This is a genomic window from Actinomadura nitritigenes (genome assembly GCF_017573545.1).
In the GTDB taxonomy this organism is placed as follows: Bacteria; Actinomycetota; Actinomycetes; order Streptosporangiales; family Streptosporangiaceae; genus Spirillospora; species Spirillospora nitritigenes.
The window spans coordinates 64,890-82,105 of record NZ_JAGEOK010000021.1 but is presented as its reverse complement, the minus strand read 5'-3'; the positions used below and the strand labels follow the sequence as shown (position 1 = coordinate 82,105).

Below are 17,216 nucleotides of genomic sequence, written 5' to 3'. Positions count from 1 at the left end.
CCGTCATCCGGGCATCCCGGCCGATCGGAACGACGACTCGCCGCAGGTCAACGTTCAGGACGCGGGCTCAGAAGGCGGGGCCGAGCGTCTGGGACCAGGTCACTGAGAGCTTCTCGCGGGCGGTCTCCGCCTCGCAGCGCTCCAACCCGTACAGGACGCCGAGGTCGAACGCCTCGGACGGGTTCCGTGTGCGCGCGGCCGCCGCCTTGAGGTGCTCCATCGCGATGACGCCGTCCTGGTAGCCGCCCAGGACCTCCTGGATGCGCTTGGCGTCCTTCGCCACCCGCTTGGCCGCGACTCCCAGCACGGGCATGGCCAGCTCGGCGGCGTACCGCGCGCGCTTGGCGGCCTTACGGGTCTCGTGGCGCGCCACCTCCGCGTCCTCGGCGATCGCTATGGACGTGTACGCGCGCGCCATCCGATCCCAGGACCGCCTTACCAGCTCGGGCAGTTCCTTGCGCGCCTTGCGGTCGGCCCCCTCCGCCAGCGGCGGCTCCGCGATGAGACGGTCCAGCTCGTCCAGCAGCGCGAAGTACCGGGGCTCCTTGAGCGACGCGTTCATCCGCCTGTAGGCGGTGCGCTCCTGGCGGGCCAGATCGTCCAGCCACGCGGGCGCCGCCCCGTCCAGCCGCGCGGGCGCCGCCCCGTCCAGCCGCTCCTGGAACCGCATCCGCAGCACCTCCAGGTCGCGGACCTCGCCCAGCACCGCCGCGAGCCACCGCAGTTCCGGCCCGAGCGGCTCCGTGCGCGCCTCCTCCAGGACGGGCCGGTACGCCTTCAGCGTGCTGCGGATCCGGCGGACCGCCACCCGCATCCGGTGTACGGCGTCGTCCTCGCCCAGCCGCGCCTTCGGATCGGACGCCACGACCGTCTCGACCTGCGCTGCGAGGTACGCCATCACCGCGTCGCCCGTCGTCGCGGGGCCCTTCCCGTTGTCGATCGCCGCCACCAGCCGCGTCTTGCACGCGGCACGCGCGCGCGCCGCCTCCGACGGCGCGATCGCGTCGCCCAGCAGCCGGCCGAGCTTCGACGACGACTTCGCCCGCCGCGCCCCCGCCTTCCGCAGCCGCTTGCCCGCCGCCTTCAGCAGCTCGGCCGTCCCGTCCCCGAGCTCGACCTCGATCTCCCGCCATCGCCGCGCGGGGCCGTCCGCGGGCGGCTCGTCCGGGGCGTCCCGCACGTCCCGGCCCGTCACCAGGTCGTCGGCGACCTCCGCGAGCATCGCGCCGTCGTCCGCGTACAGCCGGACGACGGTCCGCCGCGTCTCCAGCGTCGCCACCGGACGCAGGGGCTCGCCCCGCGTGTACGCCGCGACCAGCGCCGCCAGCCGCGCCGGCACGATCTTCGGGCGTCCCAGCGGAGCGTGCAGTTCCTCCTTGCCGTCGGGGCCCGCCGGCATCTTCAGATGCCATCCGGCGTCCGTCCCGCCGCGCCGCCGCCGCAGCGTGATCCCGTGCGCCGCGAGCCGCAGGTCGGCCGTGTCGAAGTAGCTCGCGTGCAGGTCGAAGGTCTCCGGTTCCCCGACCGACGCCACGCCCGGCAGCCCGCCCAGCTCCGGAACGACGAAATCGGCCTTGGCGTCGTACTTGTGCTCGATCTCCAGATGCCTTTCGGCCACGACCAGCTCCTTCGGGGGACGGCTCCTACGGCGGCGGGCACACCCAGATGTCCACCATTTCACGCCGAGGTGAACAGAAGCCGAAATCTTGACGGCCTACCATGCGTCCGTGCGCACCCTGGTCCTCTGGGACATCGACCACACCCTCCTCCACGCGGGCGGGCTGTCCGCGGACATCTACGCGGAGGTGTTCCACCGCGTCATCGGCCGCCCGGCCGAGCACGTCGCGCCGATGGCCGGCCGGACCGACCGCGCCATCACCACCGACACGCTCCGGCACCACGGCATCGACCCCACGCCCGACGTCCTCGAAGCCTTCACCGACGGGCTCGCCGTCGCCTTCGAAGCGCGCGCGCACGAACTCGCGGCCCGGGGCCGGACGCACGACGGCGCCCGCGACGTCCTGGAGGCCCTCGCCGCCCGCCCGGACGTGATCCAGTCCGTCCTGACGGGCAACATGGCGCGGATCGCCGCCTGCAAGCTGAAGGCGTTCGGGCTCGACGCGTTCCTCGACCTGGAGATCGGCGCCTACGGCATGGACGGCGTCGAGCGGCCGCCGCTGGTGGAGCTCGCCCGCGAGCGCACCGCCGCGAAGTACGGCGAGCGGTTCGGGCCGTCGAGCACCGTGCTGATCGGCGACACCCCGCACGACGTCCGCGCGGGCCACGAGGGCGGCGCGCGGGTCGTCGCCGTCGCGACCGGGGCCACGTCCGCCGCCGACCTGCGGCTGTCCGGCGCCGACACGGTCCTGCCCGATCTGAGCGACACCGCCCAGGTCATCGACCTCGTCCTCGGCGTCGCGCGCTAGCGTCCGCAGGTCCGCGCGCTAGCGTCCGCAGGTCCGCGCGCTAGCGTCCGCAGGTCCGCGCGCTAGCGTCCGCCGGTCTCGGCGCGGGGCGCGGCGGGGAGCGTGAGGCTGCCCGGCAGCGCGGCCACGGCGTCGCGGACGCGGGCGGCGAGGCCGGTCGCCGAGGGCGGCTCCACCGCCGCGGACGCCCATCCGCCGAGGGCGTGCCGCCACGCCGCGACCAGCATGTCGCCCGCGAGGCGCGGCCGCGCGTCGTCGGGCAGGTCGAGGCGCCGGTGCAGGACGTCCAGGACGGACCGGAGGGTGTCCTCGCAGAAGTGCAGGCCGTGCGCGTCCATCGACGGCGTCACCTGGAGGAGCCGGTAGCTGCGCAGCGCCCGGCCCGCCCACTCCTCGTCCGCGACCCGGTCCAGCGCCGCGAGCAGCACCGACTCCAGCAGCCCGAGCAGCGGCCGGCCGTCGGCCGGGCACGTCTCCAGCTCGTCGAGGAAGGTGCGCCACAGGTCCTCCAGCGGCGCCATCGCGACGGCCTCCTTGCCGGTGAAGTACCGGAAGAACGTGCGCTTGGAGACCTCGACCTCGGCGCACACCTCGTCCAGGGTGACCCCGCCGAAGCCGCGCTCGCCGAACAGGGCCAGCGCGGTGTCGATCAGCGCCTGGCGGGTGCGCTGCTTCTTGCGCTCGCGCAGCGACGGTGCCGTGGTCATGCCCCGAAGTGTAGCCGGGCGGCCAACGCCACTTGCAGGCGTATGCCACTCAGTGGCATAAAGTGGGTCCCGTTCCCTCCTCGGAAGGCGGCACCCATGCGTGCACTGCTCATCGACCACTCGACGGCCTCCGGCCTGCGCCTCGGCGAGACCGCCGCGCCCGAGCCCGCGCCGGACCAGGCGCTGGTGCGGGTCCGCGCCACCTCGCTCAACTACGGCGAGGTCGCCCACGGCATCGCCGGGACGCCGGACGGCGCCGTGCTCGGCTGGGACGCCGCGGGCGTGGTCGAGCGCGCGGCGGCCGACGGATCCGGCCCGGCCGCGGGCACCCCCGTGGTCACCCTCGGCTCGGACGGCGCGTGGGCGGAGCTCCGCGCCGTCGACACCGCGCTGCTCGGCGCCGTGCCGCCGGAGGCCGACCTCGGCGCGATCAGCACCGTCCCGGTGGCGGCGGCGAGCGCGCTCCGCGCGCTGCGCCGGATCGGGCCGCTGCTCGGCAAGCGCGTCCTGGTGCTGGGCGCCACCGGAGGCGTCGGCCGGTACGCCGTGCAGCTCGCACGCCTCGGCGGAGCCCACGTCGTCGCGTCGACCGGCGACCCCGCCGCGCACGGCGACGCCCTGCGCGCGCTGGGCGCCGACGAGGTGGTCGCGCACCCGGAGAAGGTCGGCGACCCGGTCGACGGGGTCGTGGACAACGTCGGAGGCTCCCAGCTCGTCGCCGCGTTCGCCAGGCTCGCGCCGCACGGCACCCTGATCGCGGTCGGCCACGGGACGGGTGAGGCGGAGACGTTCCCGTTCGGCGACCTCTTCGGCAACGAAGGCCGCCACGACCGCTCCCTCGTCACCTTCTACCTGCTCGACGGAGCCGACCTCGCCCCCGACCTGGCATGGCTCGCCGGCCAGGTCGCCGCCGGACGGCTCGACCCGGGGATCTCCTGGCGCGGCGGCTGGGACCGGGCGGACGAGGCCGTCACCGCCCTCCTCGAACGCCGCCTGCACGGCAAGGCCGTCCTCGAGATCGGCTGACTCCCGCGCGGGCCGGCCGCCCCGCGTGGCGGCCGGCCCGCGCGGCGTTGCACCATGGGCTCATGGATGCGAACACCCTGTACCGGCGGTGGCTGTTCGAGGCGTGGTCCGGCGACTACGACGTCCTCACGGAGATCCTCACTCCCGGCTTCGCCGGCCACTGGCCCGGCATGGACGTCCACGGCCCGGACGGCGTCGCCGAGCAGATCCGCCGGTCCCGCGCCTACTTCTCCGACATCGAGAACACCCTGGACATCGGCCCGCTCGTCGACGGCGACCTGCTGGCCGCGCGCTGGACCTTCCACGGCTCCTACCAGGGCGGGATCCCCGGCACCACCGCCGAACCCGGCACCCGGATCTCGTTCCCCGGCCACGACATCTTCCGCATGGAGGACGGACGCTTCGCCGAATACTGGCCCATCTCCGACGCCCTCGGCATGATGCAATCCCTCGGCGCCCTCTAAGGGACGCCGCTACTGGGTCTCCGCCGCCCGAAGGGCGAGCTTGAAGCCCTCGTGGCTGCGGGCGAAACCCAGCGAGTCATAGAAGCGGTGCGCGTCGCCGCGCCTCTTGTGGCTGGTCAGCTGGACGAGCGCGCACCCCCGCGCGCGGGCCCGGTCGATCGCGCTCTCCATCAGCGTCCGGCCGAGGCCGCCGCCGCGCCGGTCCGCGCGGACCCGCACCGCCTCGATCAGGACCCGTTCGGCGCCGCCCTTGCCGAGCCCGGGGATGTAGGTCGCCTGCAGGCAGCCCACGACCGTCCCGCCGTCCACCAGCACCAGCATCTCGTTGCGCGGGTCGCGGTCGATCGCCGCGAACGCCCGCTCGTAGGCGTCCGTCACCACGACCGACGCCGGGTCCACGACCTCTTCCTCGTCCGCCAGCAAGGCCAGAACCGCGGGCAGATCGGCCCGCGCCGCCGGACGCACACAGAGCATGGAGCCGACCCTACTCACCCTCACGGGCCCGCCCCGGCGCCGAAAGTCGTCGCCCTCAAGCCGGTCACTTCACCCGGTTCGCCGTGTCGGTAAAGGTGACAGCGACCCATGAAGGGACCAGCGATGCAGAAGATCGCCGTAGTGCAGTACAAGGCCCGCCCGGAGCGCGCCGACGAGAACCAGCGGCTGATCGAGGACGTCATGGACGAGTTGGAGCGCGACGACCCCGGCGGCGTCCGATACGCCGCGTTCCGCCTGGACGGCGACACGTTCCTCCACATCGTGGCCAACGAGGACGACCGCGACGTCCTGCCGTCGACCCCCGCCTTTCAGGAGTTCCAGCGGGAATTCACCGACCGCATGATCCCCGGCACCCTCACCCGGACCACCGCCACCCTGGTCGGCGCCTACCGCGTCGCCGCCGCCCAGGCGACGGCCACCGCCGACTGACCGCCTGCCGTGCACAGGCGTGGGCCCTGGTTGGGGGCCCACGCCTCTGCGCCGTGGTCAGCAGGTGTTGAGCATCGAGGTGAGCGCGCTCTTCTCCGCGCTGTCCACGGTGAGGCCGTAGTACCACTTCACCTGGACCCAGGCGCGCGCGTACGTGCAGCGGAAGGCGGTGCGGGACGGCTGCCACTCGGCGGGGTCCTTGTCGCCCTTGGCCTGGTTGACGTTGTCGGTGACCGCCCACAGCTCCGGACCGCCGAGGTCGTTGGCGTACTCCTGGCGGTGCGCGGTCGTCCAGGCCCAGGCGCCGGACGCCCACGCCTCGGCCAACGGCACCATGTGGTCGATGTCCACATCGGCCGGTGACGTCCAGGTGGCGCCGTCGTACGGCGAGTACCAGGATCCGGACGTCGGATAGCACGAGGAGTCGGTGCTCACGTTCGTGCCGTCCCGCTTGAGCACCATCTCCCGCGTGTTGCAGGTGCCGGAGATGGTGATCCAGTGCGGGAACAGCGAGCGGTCGTAGGAGCTCGCGTGCGACTCGGCGGCCACGGTCAGCTCGCCGAGCCGGGTGCGGGCCGTGTCGGCGGACGGGATGTTCGGCGGGGTCGCGGACGCCGGTGCCTGCACGGCGACGAGCAGTGCGCCGAGCAGCGCCGCCGGCAGCAGGAACAGGAGCAGACGTCGCATCGAGGATGCCCTTCTGCGGCCGCCCGCCGGCGGGGACCGGACTCCCCGAACAGGGCACGGGGACGACAGCCCCGATACCGTGACATTCAGGACAACTCAGTTAAACGTCACTGATTGCCCAGAGTGCGTCCTCGCCTTGGTGGGAACCTGTCGGTCCCCGGCTCCACCTGCACCGGCGCCGCACCGCCCGGCTTCCGCGCCGCAAGAATTCACCGGACCCGGCCCTCGCATTAACGCGCCGTTCCCGGCCGCCTACGTCGAGAACAAGCTCGCGGATGACCACGTCCACGAGGGTCCGCAGGTCGTGGACGCCGGCCCCGAGCCCCGCCGCACACCTCGCGATACGTCTCCCGCAGGTCACCCGCCTCGGGCACGCCCAGCCCGTCCACCGCCACCACGACCTCCGCGGCCCGCCAGTGGTTGGACGGCACGAGCCGCCCGCTCGTCACCGCCTCCAAGGCCCGGTGCGCCGCCTCCTCGGGTTGTTCCGCGGCGATCAATGCCAGCGCCAGGTCCAGCCGTGCGGACGCGCCGCGCCGTGGGCGCGCCGGCCCGCTGACCGGCGCCTCCAGCCGGGCGAGGACGCCCCGCGCGTACGGCTCGGCCGCCGGATCCCCGAGCCATGACAGCGTGGTCGCCGTGTAAGCGGCGCTCTTCGCGGGGTTGTAGTGGAAGTGGTGCTCCGGCCGTTCCGGCATGGCCAGCGGCGCGACGAGCCGCTCGACGCGTCCCAGCGCGTCCCGCGTCTCCCGCCCGGCGCCGAGCCGCGCCCAGGCCCGCCCCTCCTGCGCCGTCGCCTGGATGAACGCCGACCCGCCGTGCGGCGCGATCTCCTGTGCGCCCCGGGACAACGCGACGGCCGCCCGGTAGTTCGCATCGGTGACGGCCTGCCACGCACGCGTCTCCAACGTCCACGCGACGATCTCTGGATGCCCGGCGTGCCCGGCGAGCTGCGCGGCCGTCCGCAGTCGCGCGCCGGCCGCTGCGTGGCGCCCGAGGTCGATGTCGCACGTCGCCGCCAGCAGCGACAGCCATGCCCCGACCACCACGAGCCGCCGCCGTTCGGCCGGTGTCATACGCACGTCCACGAGCCGCGCCACGTAGTCGAGATGGCGGCGCGTCCGCGCGAGCAACGCGTCGGGCGCCGACCGCGGATACGCGGATGCGAGCTCGTCCACCGTCATCTTCGAGATCGCGGAGGGACGGGAGGCGTTGCCGGACGCGCTCGGGAGCGACGTCGCGGACGCGTTCGGCCAGGTCGGCGACGGTCGGTCCCGCGGCCTTCCGAGCCGTCCGCAGGCGCGCGCCGTCGCCCTTGACCGGGTCTTGGGCGGGCGCGACCTCACTTCGCGAGCTTCGCGGCGGGACTCGCCTCCGGCTTCGCCCCGCCGCTCAGAGAACGCGCCCGCGCGACTGCTCAGGTCCGTTTCGCCGCCGCGAACAGTGCGAGCAGCTCGCTCACCTCCATGCATGCGCGCCGCACCTCGTGGCGTGGTGCCACCGGACCGAGCCGCCAGGCGAGGCCCTTGGGCCGGGATTGCCTACTGCAGGTGGTACTTCATGCCCATGTGGGAGGGGCGGAAGCCGATCTTCTGGTAGAAGCGGATCGCGTCGGGGCGCTGGCGGTCGGTGGTGAGCTGGACGACGCGGCAGCCGCGGGCGCGGGCCTGGTCGATGGCCCAGGTGATCATGGCCTGGCCGAGGCCGCGGCCGCGCTCGTCGGCCGCGATGCGGACGCCCTCGATCTGGGCGCGCTCGCCGCCGGTGTAGGTGAGGCCGGGGATGTAGGTGAGCTGCAGCGTGCCCGCGACCGTTCCCGCGACGTCCGCGACGATCAGGTGGTTGTTGGGGTCCTTCTCGATCGCGGCGAAGGCGCTGACATAGGCCTCAGGGATTTCCTCCGCGAGTGTTTCGCGCGTCGCGCCCAGGGGATCGTCGGCCAGTAGCCGGACGATCTGGGGCAGATCGGTGGCCGTCGCCTCGCGAAAGGTCACTTCTTGATCACGCTGCACGTCACAAGGTTATCCGGGCGCTAAGTTGCAATGTTCACAACGACTTGTAGTACTACGGTTCGTAGTACTACGTTGGGTGGAGACCACCCCTGAGCGAACCGCCGGTGGCCTCCTCACCATGCCCCGCAGGGAGAAAGCCATGCACAACGACGAGAACGAGGAACACTGGACCGACCACGCCATCTGCCGTGGCGCCGACCCCGACCTGTTCTTCCCGATCGGGTACTCGGCGGAGGTGCTGCGGGAGCAGATGGACGCGGCGAAGGCGATCTGCGCGAACTGCCCGGTGAAGGCGGAGTGCCTCGCCTGGGCGCTGCGGGTGGGCGAGCCCGACGGCATCTGGGGCGGGACGACCCCGGAGGAGCGGCGCTACCTGCGCCGGACCGCCGAGGCCCCCGCGCGGCGCCGCCTGCCGGTGATCGTGGTCCGCGGCGACGCGTCCGAGTCCGAGCACGCCTCCGCCGCCTGAACCGGCGCGCCGGCGGGCCCGCCCGCCGAACCGGTACAACGAAGAGCATGGGAAGTGGACTACTTCACTGAACCGGTGGCGTCCTAGCGTCGGCGGCATGTCCACTCTCACCACATTGATGCACCAGGTTCCGCCCTTCATCCCTTCGGGTGCCGAGGCGATGACCGCGACGGTCGAGCTCCCACCGGGGGACCCGGGAACGCCGCCGCACCGCCACTCCGGCCCCGTCTTCGGCTACCTGCTCGAGGGCGAGATGCTGTTCGAGTTGGAGGGCGAGCCCGAACGGGTGATCCGGGCCGGCGAGGCGTTCTGGGAGCCGGGCGGCGACGTGATCCACTACCAGGCCGCCAACAACCTCGCCGGCGGCTGGACCCGTTTCGTCATCGTCATGCTGGGCGTTCCCGGCGAGCCGATGCTGACCCTCGTCGACGAGGCGGAACTGCGCGCGCGCCGCGACCGCCGGGCGCCGCGCCGGACGTCGTGATGCACCAGCTCGCCGGCCTCGCGGATGACAGCAGCCACGCCAACGCCGCATGCGTGCGACCGGCACGCGCCACCTGGTGGACGCGGCCGCCGACAATCACGACGCGCGCGAGCACCTCGGCTGGGTGCCGGATCACCCGTCGTGGCGGTCCGGGTTCTCCGTCTGACCGGCCACCGCGTCGACGAGTCCGGCCAGGGCCTCCAGGGCGGCGTGCCAGGCGTGCGGGGGAGGGGTGGCGAAGCCGATGACGAGCGCCGCGCGGCGCTCGGGGGACGCCTCGTGCCAGTACCCGTCGGCGTGCAGGCCGTGCAGGCGGAGGCCCGCGTAGAGCCCGGTCTCCACCAGCGCCCGCTCCTCCCCGGCCGACCCGGCAGGCAGCAGGGCGTGCAGGCCGGCGGCCACCCCGTCCAGCGGGCGCGCCAGCCGGGCCGCCAGCTCCGCGCGCCGCCGCCGGTAGACGAGCCGGGCCCGCCGGACGTGCCGGTCGTAGTCGCCGCGTTCCAGCAGGTCGGCGAAGGCGAGCTGGTCGACGGCGGGTACCGCCGCGCCGAGGTCCTCCATCGCGGCCAGCACCGGGGCGAGCAGCGCGGGCGGCACGACGAGCCAGCCGAGCCGCATGCCCGGTGCCAGCGACTTGCTGGCGCTCCCGGCGAAGACCACCCGGTCGGGGGCGAGCGCCTGCATCGCCCCGACCGGTTGCCGGTCGTAGCGGAACTCGCCGTCGTAGTCGTCCTCGATCACGAAGCCGTCCCGGTGGCGCGCCCACGCGGCGAAGGCCGCCCGGCGGGACGGCGCGAGCACCACGCCGCACGGGTACTGGTGCGCCGGTGTGAGGAGCACGGCCCCGGCCCGGTCCGGCATGTCGGCGGGGTCGGCGCCGTCGCCGTCCACGCGCACCGGGACGACGCCCAGCCCCGTCGCGCGCAGCAGGGCCCGGTGCCGGGGCAGTCCCGGGTCCTCGGTGGCCGCGCACCGGACGCCGACGCTCCGCAGGGCCCGTCCGAGCACCGCGAGCGCGTGGGCGAAGCCCGCGGTGACGACCACGGCTCCGGGGTCGGCCCGCACACCGCGCGTGCGGGCGGTGTATCCCGCGATCGCAGCCCTCAGCACGGGCAGCCCGGCCGGTTCCGCGTAGTCCCAGGCGGCCGGCGCGGCCGAGGCCAGCGCCCGCCGCACCGCGGAGGCCCATGCCGTGCGCGGGAACGAGCTGAGATCCGGGCGGCCCGGCCGCAGGTCGAGGTGCGCGCCGGGGCGGCGTGCGGGCGGCTGCGCGTCCGGGCGGGCCTCGACCGCGCCGACGCCGGCGACGCGGGTTCCGGACCCGGGCGTTCCCGACAGCCACCCCTCGGCCGTCAGCTGGGCGTAGACCTGGACGACCGTTCCCCGGGCGACCCCGAGATCGGAGGCGAGGGTCCGGCTGCCGGGCAGCCGGGTGCCCGGGGCGAGGCGCCCCGACCGCACCGCCGCGCGCAGGGCCTCCTCCAGGGCGCGCCCCACGCCGCTGCCCTGCGTCACGTCCAGGTGCAGGTCGAGACCAGGTTCGCGACCGTCCATCACCACCTGCTCCGAACACCGTCCCGTGGCCGGCCGGAGGTCACGGCAGCAGGGCGACCTTGCCGACGACGCGGCGGTTGAGCAGGTCGTCGAGGACCTGCGGCGCGGACGTGAGCGGCTCCGTGCGCGGCGAGACGGGGTCGAGGCGCTCGTCGGCGACCATGGCGAGCAGCTCGTCGAGAAGGGCGCGCTGCTCGGCGGGGTGCCTCATGGACCAGGCCCCCCAGTCGACGCCGACGATGGAGCGGTTGCGCAGCAGCACCTGGTTGAGCGGGAGGGACGGGATGTCCCCGGACGCGAAGCCGATCACCGCGTAGCGGCCGCCCTCGCGCAGGGCGCGCAGTGCCGGGTCGGCGAGGGCGCCGCCGACGGGGTCGTAGACGAGGTCGACACCGCCGTCCGACCAGGCGCGGGCGGCGGCCTTGACGTCGGCGGCGTCGACGGCGGAGTCCGCGCCCGCGGCGAGGGCCGCGCGGCGCTTCTCCTCCGACGACGCGACCGCCAGCACCCGGGCGCCGAGGGCCGTCGCGACCTGGACGGCGGCGAGGCCGACGCCGCCGCCGGCACCGAGGACGAGGACGGTCTCGCCGGCGGCGAGGGCGGCGCGGTCGCGCAGGGCGAAGAGGGCGGTGCAGTGGCTCTGGGTGAAGGTCGCGGCGCGCGGGGCGTCCAGCTTGTCCGGGAGCGGCACCGCCGCGGCGGCGGGGACGGCGACGTGCGACGCGAAGCCGCCGAGCCCGCACATGGCGAGGACGCGCGTCCCGTCCGGGAGGGTGCCGGCGACCTCGCTGCCGGGGACGAACGGCAGCGGCGGCTTGATCTGGTAGCGGCCCTGGACGAACAGGGCGTCGACGTAGTTGACGCCGGCCGCCTCGACGGTGACCAGGACCTGGCCGGGACCGGGCTCGATCGGGGCGGTGTCCTTGACGGCGAGGGAGCCGAGCTCCTCGCAGATCGCAGCGCGCATCCGTCCACTATGCCGGAAACCGAATCTCGTTCACCATTGGGCACCTTCGTTCGGGTATGTGCGTTGAGCCCGGTGACGGCAGGATCGATCGGTCATACGGTGGCGACATGAGCTACACCCCCGACAAGCAACGCTCCGACGGGCTCGTCAAGGCCGGCACGCGCGCGCTGTCGGCGGCGGTGCTCATCGGCTCGGTGACGGTTCTGATGTGGGTCCTCGAGGGCATCGACGTGCTCGACAACGGCGCGCTGGACCAGTTCGGCATCCAGCCGCACGACGTCAACGACCTTCCGGACATCTTCACCGCGCCCTTCATGCACGCGGGCTTCCCGCACCTGATGGCCAACACGATCCCGTTCGTGATCCTCGGCTTCATCGCGGCGGCGCGGGGGATCGCGAAGTTCCTGGCCGCGAGCCTGATCATCATCGTGGTCGGCGGGCTCGGCGTGTGGTTCCTCAGCTCGGCGAACACGCTCGGGTCCAGCATCCTGATCTTCGGGTTCTTCGGGTACCTGGTCGGGCGCGGCATCTTCGAGCGGCGGGTGCTGGACGTCGTGATCGCCGTGCTGGTCGTCGCGGTCTACGGGACGATGCTGGTCGGCGTGGTCCCGAACGACCCGACGATCTCCTGGCAGGGCCACTTGTTCGGGCTGATCGGCGGCGTGCTGGGCGCGTGGTTCCTGCGCCGGGGCCGCGACGAGCGTCCGGAGCTCACCCGCCGGGTGTGAGGTCGGCCGTCTCCGCTTCGAGGCGCTTGGGGCGGGACGGGACGTCCTCGTCGGGCTGCTCGGCGGTGCGCGCCGTCAGGGCGGCCAGGCCGAAGGCGACGGGGATCCACGCCACCGCGGACAGCCGCGCCGTCTCGCTGACGATCGGGTGCACCGAGGCGACGGCCGCGCCCGTGAGCCCCGCGGCGGCGACGGGCCAGGCGGCGTCCCAGCGGACGCGGGAGACCAGGCCGGCGGCGGCGAACAGGAACGCGGCCGGGATCAGCAGGTCCTCCAGCATCGCGGGGCCGATCTCGTCGCTCCACAGCTTCCTTGCGGCGCCCGGGAGCCGGTGCCACGGATGCGGCACGTCGGGATGCCGGAAATGCCAGGTGAAGGTGTCCTGGAGCGTCTCGTGGACGCCCGGCAGGTGCAGGGCCGAGCTGATCCACAGGTTGCCCGCCAGGACGAGGGCGGCGACGCCGGCGACGGCCAGGAACGTCCGCCGCGACGCGAAGACCGGGAGCAGGAGCACGGCGCCGGCGGCGAGCGCGGCGGCCAGCGCGACGCCGTTGGCGGGCTTGACGACGCACAGCAGCGCGAGCGCGCCGGCCAGCAGCGCCGATCCCGAGATCACGGCGCGTCCGCGGAGCACCAGCACGGCACCGGTCAGCGCGAGCATCACGCACAGCATCATGGGTGCCTCGGCGAGCATTCGGCTGCCCCACAGACCGGTCGGGAGCAGGTAGAACAGGGCCTCCGCCACCAGGGCCTGGAGGGGCCGCAGCCCGATCGCGAGCGCCAGCAGGACGGCCGCGAGGCCGCACGCCACCCCCAGCGCGGCCGTCGCGGCGCTGAACCCGGCCTTGCCCATGACCCGGATGAACGGCACCGTGAGCAGCGGGTAGCCCGGACGCGAGGTGAAGATCCGCTGGAAGCGCTCCGGTGCGACGCCGGGCAGCGCGGTCCGGTACCGGACGCAGTCGGGCCGCGTCCCCGCCGGGCGCGAGCGGCCCCGCATCAGGCCGCCGCAGGTGATGTCCGCCGCGGCGCGGTCGGCGGCGGGCTCCGACCAGCCCGCGTACCGGAACGCGTCGCGCGCGTACCAGAAGGTGTCGGGCGTCGCGGTCGCGGCGCTCCCCGACCAGCGCAGCAGCCACAGGCCCGACCCGAGCAGGGCGGCGACCGCGACGAGCAGCGCCGCCCGCGCCCAGGGCCGGTCGAGCAGGCGCGGTGCCGCGACGTCGGCGAACCGCACCCGCGATGGCGGCCACACCGCCGGGAGCCATCGGCGGCGCCACGTCCGCGGCATGCGGGACGGCCGCCCGTGCGTTCCGCCGGGTTCCGGGCCGTCGCCGGGGATCCGGCGGCCGGCGTCCTCAGGCCGTGAATAACTCTGCGTCACGGGCCGGGCACTGCCCGGCCGCGCGCCCGGCAAGCGAGTTATGGGGATCTATCAGAAAATATTGGACATCCCTATAACCCCCCAGATCACCCGGAACCCGCTAGTTCGGACGGACGGTCACGTCCGACACGACGGCGTCGCGGGGCGTCTCCAGCGCGGCGACCAGCACGCGCGCCACCGTGCCGGGCGCGGCGAAGTCGTCCTCCGCGTACGGGTGGCCCTCCTGCGCGCGCACCTTCCGCTGCATCTCCGTGGCCGTCCGCCCCGGATAGACGGTCGTGACCCGCAGCGACGGCTCCTCCGCCCGCAGCGAGTCGGCGAGCGCGCGCAGCCCGAACTTGCTCGCCGCGTACGCCGACCACTCCGGGTTGGCGCGCAGCCCGGCCGTCGAGTTGACGAAGACCACATGGCCCTCGGCGGCGCGCAGCGCGGGCAGCAGCAGCCGGGTCACCTCGGCGGCGGACACCAGGTTCACCGACAGGTGGTCCATCCACTCGTCCGCCTCCAGCTCCGCGACCGGCGACAGATGGACGACCCCCGCCGCGTGGACGACGCCGTCGAGCCGGTCGGGCAGCTCCGCCCCCGCGAGCACCGCCTCGATCCGCCGCGGCTCGGTGAGGTCCAGCGCGACCGTGGTGATGGACGCGCCCGACGCGGCGACGGGCGGAGCGCCCGGCGCGATCGAGATGGACTGGGTGGCGGCGTGCGCCGCGCCGGTGCGCAGCTTCCCCGCCAGCGCGGCCAGCCGGTCGGAGGAGCGGCCGGTCAGGACCAGGTCGTGCCCGCGCTCGCGGAGCAGCTCCGCGACCGCCGTGCCGATGCCGCCGGTCGCCCCCGTGATCAGATACGTGCCCATGGGGCCCCATTCTCCTCGATCTCCCTACCTCCCTGGACGCGCGCGCCGCCGCCCCGGTTCGGGCGCGGCGGGCGGGGCTCGTCAGTTCGGGCGCAGGACGCGGGTGACGCCCGCGATGAGCGCGGTGGCGAGCACCCACCCCGTCGCGATCAGCGCGTAGGCGACCCAGCGGGACCAGTTCTGCGGGTCGAACGCCTGCTGCTGCCCGAACGTGTCGATCGGGATCAGCAGGTCGAGGCTGTAGACGAGCGCGTGGAAGTGCGGCTGCTCCGCCGGCTGCTTGATCCCCTTCGGATGGTCGAGGGAGAACACCGCGGTCCCGACGGCGAGCAGCACCGCGAACCACGCGAACGCCAGCCACGGCCGGTACCCGTAGCCGACCGTCCAGTCCAGGACGAGGTTCCACACCCGGCTGACCGCGTGGACCTTCCGGCGGCGGGCGCGCAGCTTGGCGAGCTGCACCTTGCGCGCCAGGACGTCGTGGCCGATGCCGTGGTACCAGGCGGCGAGCTGCTCGTACGGCTGGAGGTGGAACTCCGGATCGCGGGACACCCAGCTCAGCCGGTCCTTGAACCCGCCGCCGCGCAGCGTCTGGTACGTGGTGCCGTTCAGGTACAGCTCGTCCGGCCAGATCGACGGATGGTCCATGATCAGGTCGATCTTCGAGTACGACAGCGACACCCGGCCCTTGATCTTCTCCGCGGGCCACAGCAGCAGCTCGTCGCAGACCATGTGGCTGGCGTGCAGCGCCATCCGCGCCGGGTCGGCGGAGTCGAGGATCCCCTTGGAGAACGACAGGATGCCGTTGAAGCGGGCGCTGCGCAGCCGGACCGTCCCGATCGCGCGGAAGCCGGCGCTGAACTCGCAGGTGTTCTCGACCACCATGTTCTGCCCGTCCAGCGCGATCCGCCCCGGGTTGGACAGCGTGGTGCCCTCCATGAACAGCCCGCCGTTCATCTTCGCGCCGACGAACCGGACCCCGCCGGTGATCTCCGCGTTCCGGGCGAACAGCCCGACCTCGACGACCATGCTGCCGCTGAACAGCGCCCACTGGTCCGGCGCGGACGCGGTGATGCGGGTCCCGTTCATCCGGAACCCGCCGAGCAGCTGCGCGCGCGGCAGCCGCACCTCGCCCTCGATCTCCGAGCCGGACAGGCTGAGGAACCCGTCGGCCTGGAGGCCGCCGCCGTCGAAGCCCGGCATCCGGCACCCGGCGAACCGCAGCTGCCCGGTGCGCGCGTTGGACAGGCGCGGCGCCTCGACGAGGCGGCATCGCTCCAGCCGCAGCGGATGCTCGACGGTGCCGTTGGACACGTCCAGGCACCCGGTGATGTACGCGCCGGTGAGCCGGACGGCGGCGACGGCGCCGGTGCGGGTCTCGCCCGCGCCGAGGAGGAGCCGGTTGAGGACCTCCGCCCGGACGATCCGGTCGGGCAGCGGCCCGGCGGGACGGTCGTCGCCGAGGACGACGGGGGCGCCGGTCGGGAACGCGGCCCACAGCCGCCGCTCGGCGGCGCTGAGGCCGGGCGGCTCGCGGAGGCCGGAGGGCTCGCTGAGGCCAGGGGGGTGAGGCACGGGAACCCTTTCTACGGGGAGACCCCCTCCGCGATCAACACCGCGGAGGGGGTCCGCGTCGTCCCCCCAGGCCAGGGATCAGAAGAAGCCGCGGCGGCGGCCGGCCTCCTGGAGGAAGCCGTCCAGCTCGCGCTCCCAGTCGGTGTGCTCGACGGTCGCGTAGTCGACCGTGAAGCGGCTGAACGCGTCGTGGCCCTCGGTGAAGACGCCGCCGCGCTTGTCCAGCTCCAGGACGACCTCCATCGACTGCGGGTACGACACGAACGTCACTTCGAGCTGGTTGACGCCGTGCGAGTACTGGTGCGGCGGGTGGAACTCGATCTCCTGGTAGAACGGCAGCTCCTGGTGCACGCCCCAGATGCGGCCCTTCTCGCAGTCGGCGTTGCGGAAGTGGAAGCCGAGGTTCGAGAACGCCGCGAGGATGCGCTCCTGCGCGGGCAGCGGGTGCACGGCGATCGGGTCGAGGTCGCCCGGGTCGAGGGCGCCCGCGACCTCCAGCTCGGTGGCGATGCCGACGGTGGTGCCGTGCAGCGGGTGCCCGTACATGTGGGTGAGCGGCGCCTCCCACGGGATCGGGAACTGGAACGGGACGCTGTGCCGCATCCCCTCCTCCAGCTTGAACCCGCCCGCGACCGGCATCTTCGAGTACTCGATGTTGGAGGTGTACTCGCTGTCGTCCGTCTCGACCTCGACCCGGGTGCGCAGCGCGAGGTTCACCGACTTGATGTCGGAGTTGTACTGGCCGCCGATGATGACGACCTCGCCCGTCACGACCCCGCCCGGGGTGGTGTTCGGGTCGTGCAGGGTCGTCTCGATCGAGGGCCCGCCGATGCCCATCGCCTGCCGCAGCTTCTTGAAGACCAAAGCCCGTCCTCCTGTGTCCGAGCACCCCCGGTGCTCCCGTCGTCGCATAGACGCGCTTACGGGAGATTACGTTCCATTACGCCAGGTCG

General features: G+C 73.7%; 19 protein-coding genes. 7 read left to right on the top strand and 12 right to left on the bottom strand.

The window, feature by feature from the left end:
* Positions 1 to 67: 67 nt before the first annotated feature.
* Entirely contained in the window at positions 68 to 1,618 is a 1,551-nt protein-coding gene (locus tag J4557_RS29925; RefSeq protein ID WP_307800285.1) for a CYTH and CHAD domain-containing protein, read from the bottom strand.
* Between the two features lie 109 nt (positions 1,619 to 1,727).
* Between J4557_RS29925 and J4557_RS29920 the strand changes: the two genes are divergently transcribed.
* Entirely contained in the window at positions 1,728 to 2,426 is a 699-nt protein-coding gene (locus tag J4557_RS29920) for an HAD family hydrolase (protein ID WP_208270095.1), read from the top strand.
* Between the two features lie 62 nt (positions 2,427 to 2,488).
* Here the strand turns inward: J4557_RS29920 and J4557_RS29915 are convergent, their stop codons facing one another.
* Complete coding sequence (locus tag J4557_RS29915; RefSeq protein ID WP_208270094.1) at positions 2,489 to 3,133, bottom strand: TetR/AcrR family transcriptional regulator; 645 nt, start codon at positions 3,131 to 3,133, stop codon at positions 2,489 to 2,491.
* A 96-nt stretch (positions 3,134 to 3,229) separates the two neighbouring features.
* Between J4557_RS29915 and J4557_RS29910 the strand changes: the two genes are divergently transcribed.
* Positions 3,230 to 4,159 (top strand): zinc-binding dehydrogenase, encoded by a 930-nt coding sequence (locus tag J4557_RS29910; protein ID WP_208270093.1) that lies wholly within the window; start codon positions 3,230 to 3,232, stop codon positions 4,157 to 4,159.
* Between the two features lie 62 nt (positions 4,160 to 4,221).
* A complete protein-coding gene (locus J4557_RS29905; protein WP_208270092.1) occupies positions 4,222 to 4,623 on the top strand; it encodes an ester cyclase in 402 nt (133 codons plus the stop codon).
* A 9-nt stretch (positions 4,624 to 4,632) separates the two neighbouring features.
* Here the strand turns inward: J4557_RS29905 and J4557_RS29900 are convergent, their stop codons facing one another.
* Positions 4,633 to 5,097 (bottom strand): GNAT family N-acetyltransferase, encoded by a 465-nt coding sequence (locus J4557_RS29900; RefSeq protein ID WP_208270091.1) that lies wholly within the window; start codon positions 5,095 to 5,097, stop codon positions 4,633 to 4,635.
* A gap of 108 nt (positions 5,098 to 5,205) precedes the next feature.
* Between J4557_RS29900 and J4557_RS29895 the strand changes: the two genes are divergently transcribed.
* Entirely contained in the window at positions 5,206 to 5,547 is a 342-nt protein-coding gene (locus J4557_RS29895; protein ID WP_208270090.1) for an antibiotic biosynthesis monooxygenase family protein, read from the top strand.
* Between the two features lie 57 nt (positions 5,548 to 5,604).
* Here the strand turns inward: J4557_RS29895 and J4557_RS29890 are convergent, their stop codons facing one another.
* The 3 genes from J4557_RS29890 to J4557_RS29880 form a co-directional block, all read right to left on the bottom strand.
* The gene (locus J4557_RS29890) at positions 5,605 to 6,234 is read right to left on the bottom strand and encodes an HNH endonuclease family protein (protein ID WP_208270089.1); all 630 of its coding nucleotides are present in this window, start codon (positions 6,232 to 6,234) and stop codon (positions 5,605 to 5,607) included.
* Positions 6,235 to 6,464: 230 nt separating this feature from the next.
* Complete coding sequence (locus J4557_RS29885; RefSeq protein ID WP_486303376.1) at positions 6,465 to 7,751, bottom strand: NsdA family TPR-like regulatory protein; 1,287 nt, start codon at positions 7,749 to 7,751, stop codon at positions 6,465 to 6,467.
* Between the two features lie 24 nt (positions 7,752 to 7,775).
* Positions 7,776 to 8,228 (bottom strand): GNAT family N-acetyltransferase, encoded by a 453-nt coding sequence (locus J4557_RS29880; protein ID WP_208270189.1) that lies wholly within the window; start codon positions 8,226 to 8,228, stop codon positions 7,776 to 7,778.
* Between the two features lie 157 nt (positions 8,229 to 8,385).
* Here J4557_RS29880 and J4557_RS29875 point away from each other — a divergent pair, with 157 nt between their 5' ends.
* Together J4557_RS29875 and J4557_RS29870 are read left to right on the top strand one after the other, a co-directional pair.
* Positions 8,386 to 8,715 (top strand): WhiB family transcriptional regulator, encoded by a 330-nt coding sequence (locus tag J4557_RS29875; RefSeq protein ID WP_208270087.1) that lies wholly within the window; start codon positions 8,386 to 8,388, stop codon positions 8,713 to 8,715.
* Between the two features lie 97 nt (positions 8,716 to 8,812).
* Entirely contained in the window at positions 8,813 to 9,199 is a 387-nt protein-coding gene (locus tag J4557_RS29870) for a cupin domain-containing protein (RefSeq protein WP_208270086.1), read from the top strand.
* 132 nt (positions 9,200 to 9,331) lie between these two features.
* Here J4557_RS29870 and pdxR read toward each other — a convergent pair whose 3' ends face one another.
* Together pdxR and J4557_RS29860 are read right to left on the bottom strand one after the other, a co-directional pair.
* On the bottom strand, positions 9,332 to 10,753 hold the full coding sequence (gene pdxR / locus J4557_RS29865) for a MocR-like pyridoxine biosynthesis transcription factor PdxR (RefSeq protein ID WP_208270085.1): 1,422 nt from the start codon (positions 10,751 to 10,753) through the stop codon (positions 9,332 to 9,334).
* 40 nt (positions 10,754 to 10,793) lie between these two features.
* Positions 10,794 to 11,720, bottom strand: a complete 927-nt coding sequence (locus J4557_RS29860; protein ID WP_208270084.1) for a zinc-binding dehydrogenase — start codon at positions 11,718 to 11,720, stop codon at positions 10,794 to 10,796.
* Between the two features lie 107 nt (positions 11,721 to 11,827).
* Between J4557_RS29860 and J4557_RS29855 the strand changes: the two genes are divergently transcribed.
* On the top strand, positions 11,828 to 12,448 hold the full coding sequence (locus tag J4557_RS29855) for a rhomboid family intramembrane serine protease (protein ID WP_208270083.1): 621 nt from the start codon (positions 11,828 to 11,830) through the stop codon (positions 12,446 to 12,448).
* Here the strand turns inward: J4557_RS29855 and J4557_RS29850 are convergent.
* From J4557_RS29850 to J4557_RS29835, 4 genes are all read right to left on the bottom strand, one after another.
* A complete protein-coding gene (locus tag J4557_RS29850; protein WP_208270082.1) occupies positions 12,432 to 13,703 on the bottom strand; it encodes a hypothetical protein in 1,272 nt (423 codons plus the stop codon). The two genes, J4557_RS29855 and J4557_RS29850, sit on opposite strands and share 17 nt — an antisense overlap.
* A gap of 229 nt (positions 13,704 to 13,932) precedes the next feature.
* On the bottom strand, positions 13,933 to 14,688 hold the full coding sequence (locus J4557_RS29845) for an SDR family oxidoreductase (RefSeq protein WP_208270081.1): 756 nt from the start codon (positions 14,686 to 14,688) through the stop codon (positions 13,933 to 13,935).
* An 81-nt stretch (positions 14,689 to 14,769) separates the two neighbouring features.
* On the bottom strand, positions 14,770 to 16,263 hold the full coding sequence (locus J4557_RS29840; RefSeq protein ID WP_208270080.1) for a hypothetical protein: 1,494 nt from the start codon (positions 16,261 to 16,263) through the stop codon (positions 14,770 to 14,772).
* A gap of 78 nt (positions 16,264 to 16,341) precedes the next feature.
* Positions 16,342 to 17,127, bottom strand: coding sequence for a sporulation protein (locus J4557_RS29835; RefSeq protein ID WP_208270079.1), 786 nt, complete (start codon positions 17,125 to 17,127; stop codon positions 16,342 to 16,344).
* Positions 17,128 to 17,216 lie beyond the last annotated feature (89 nt).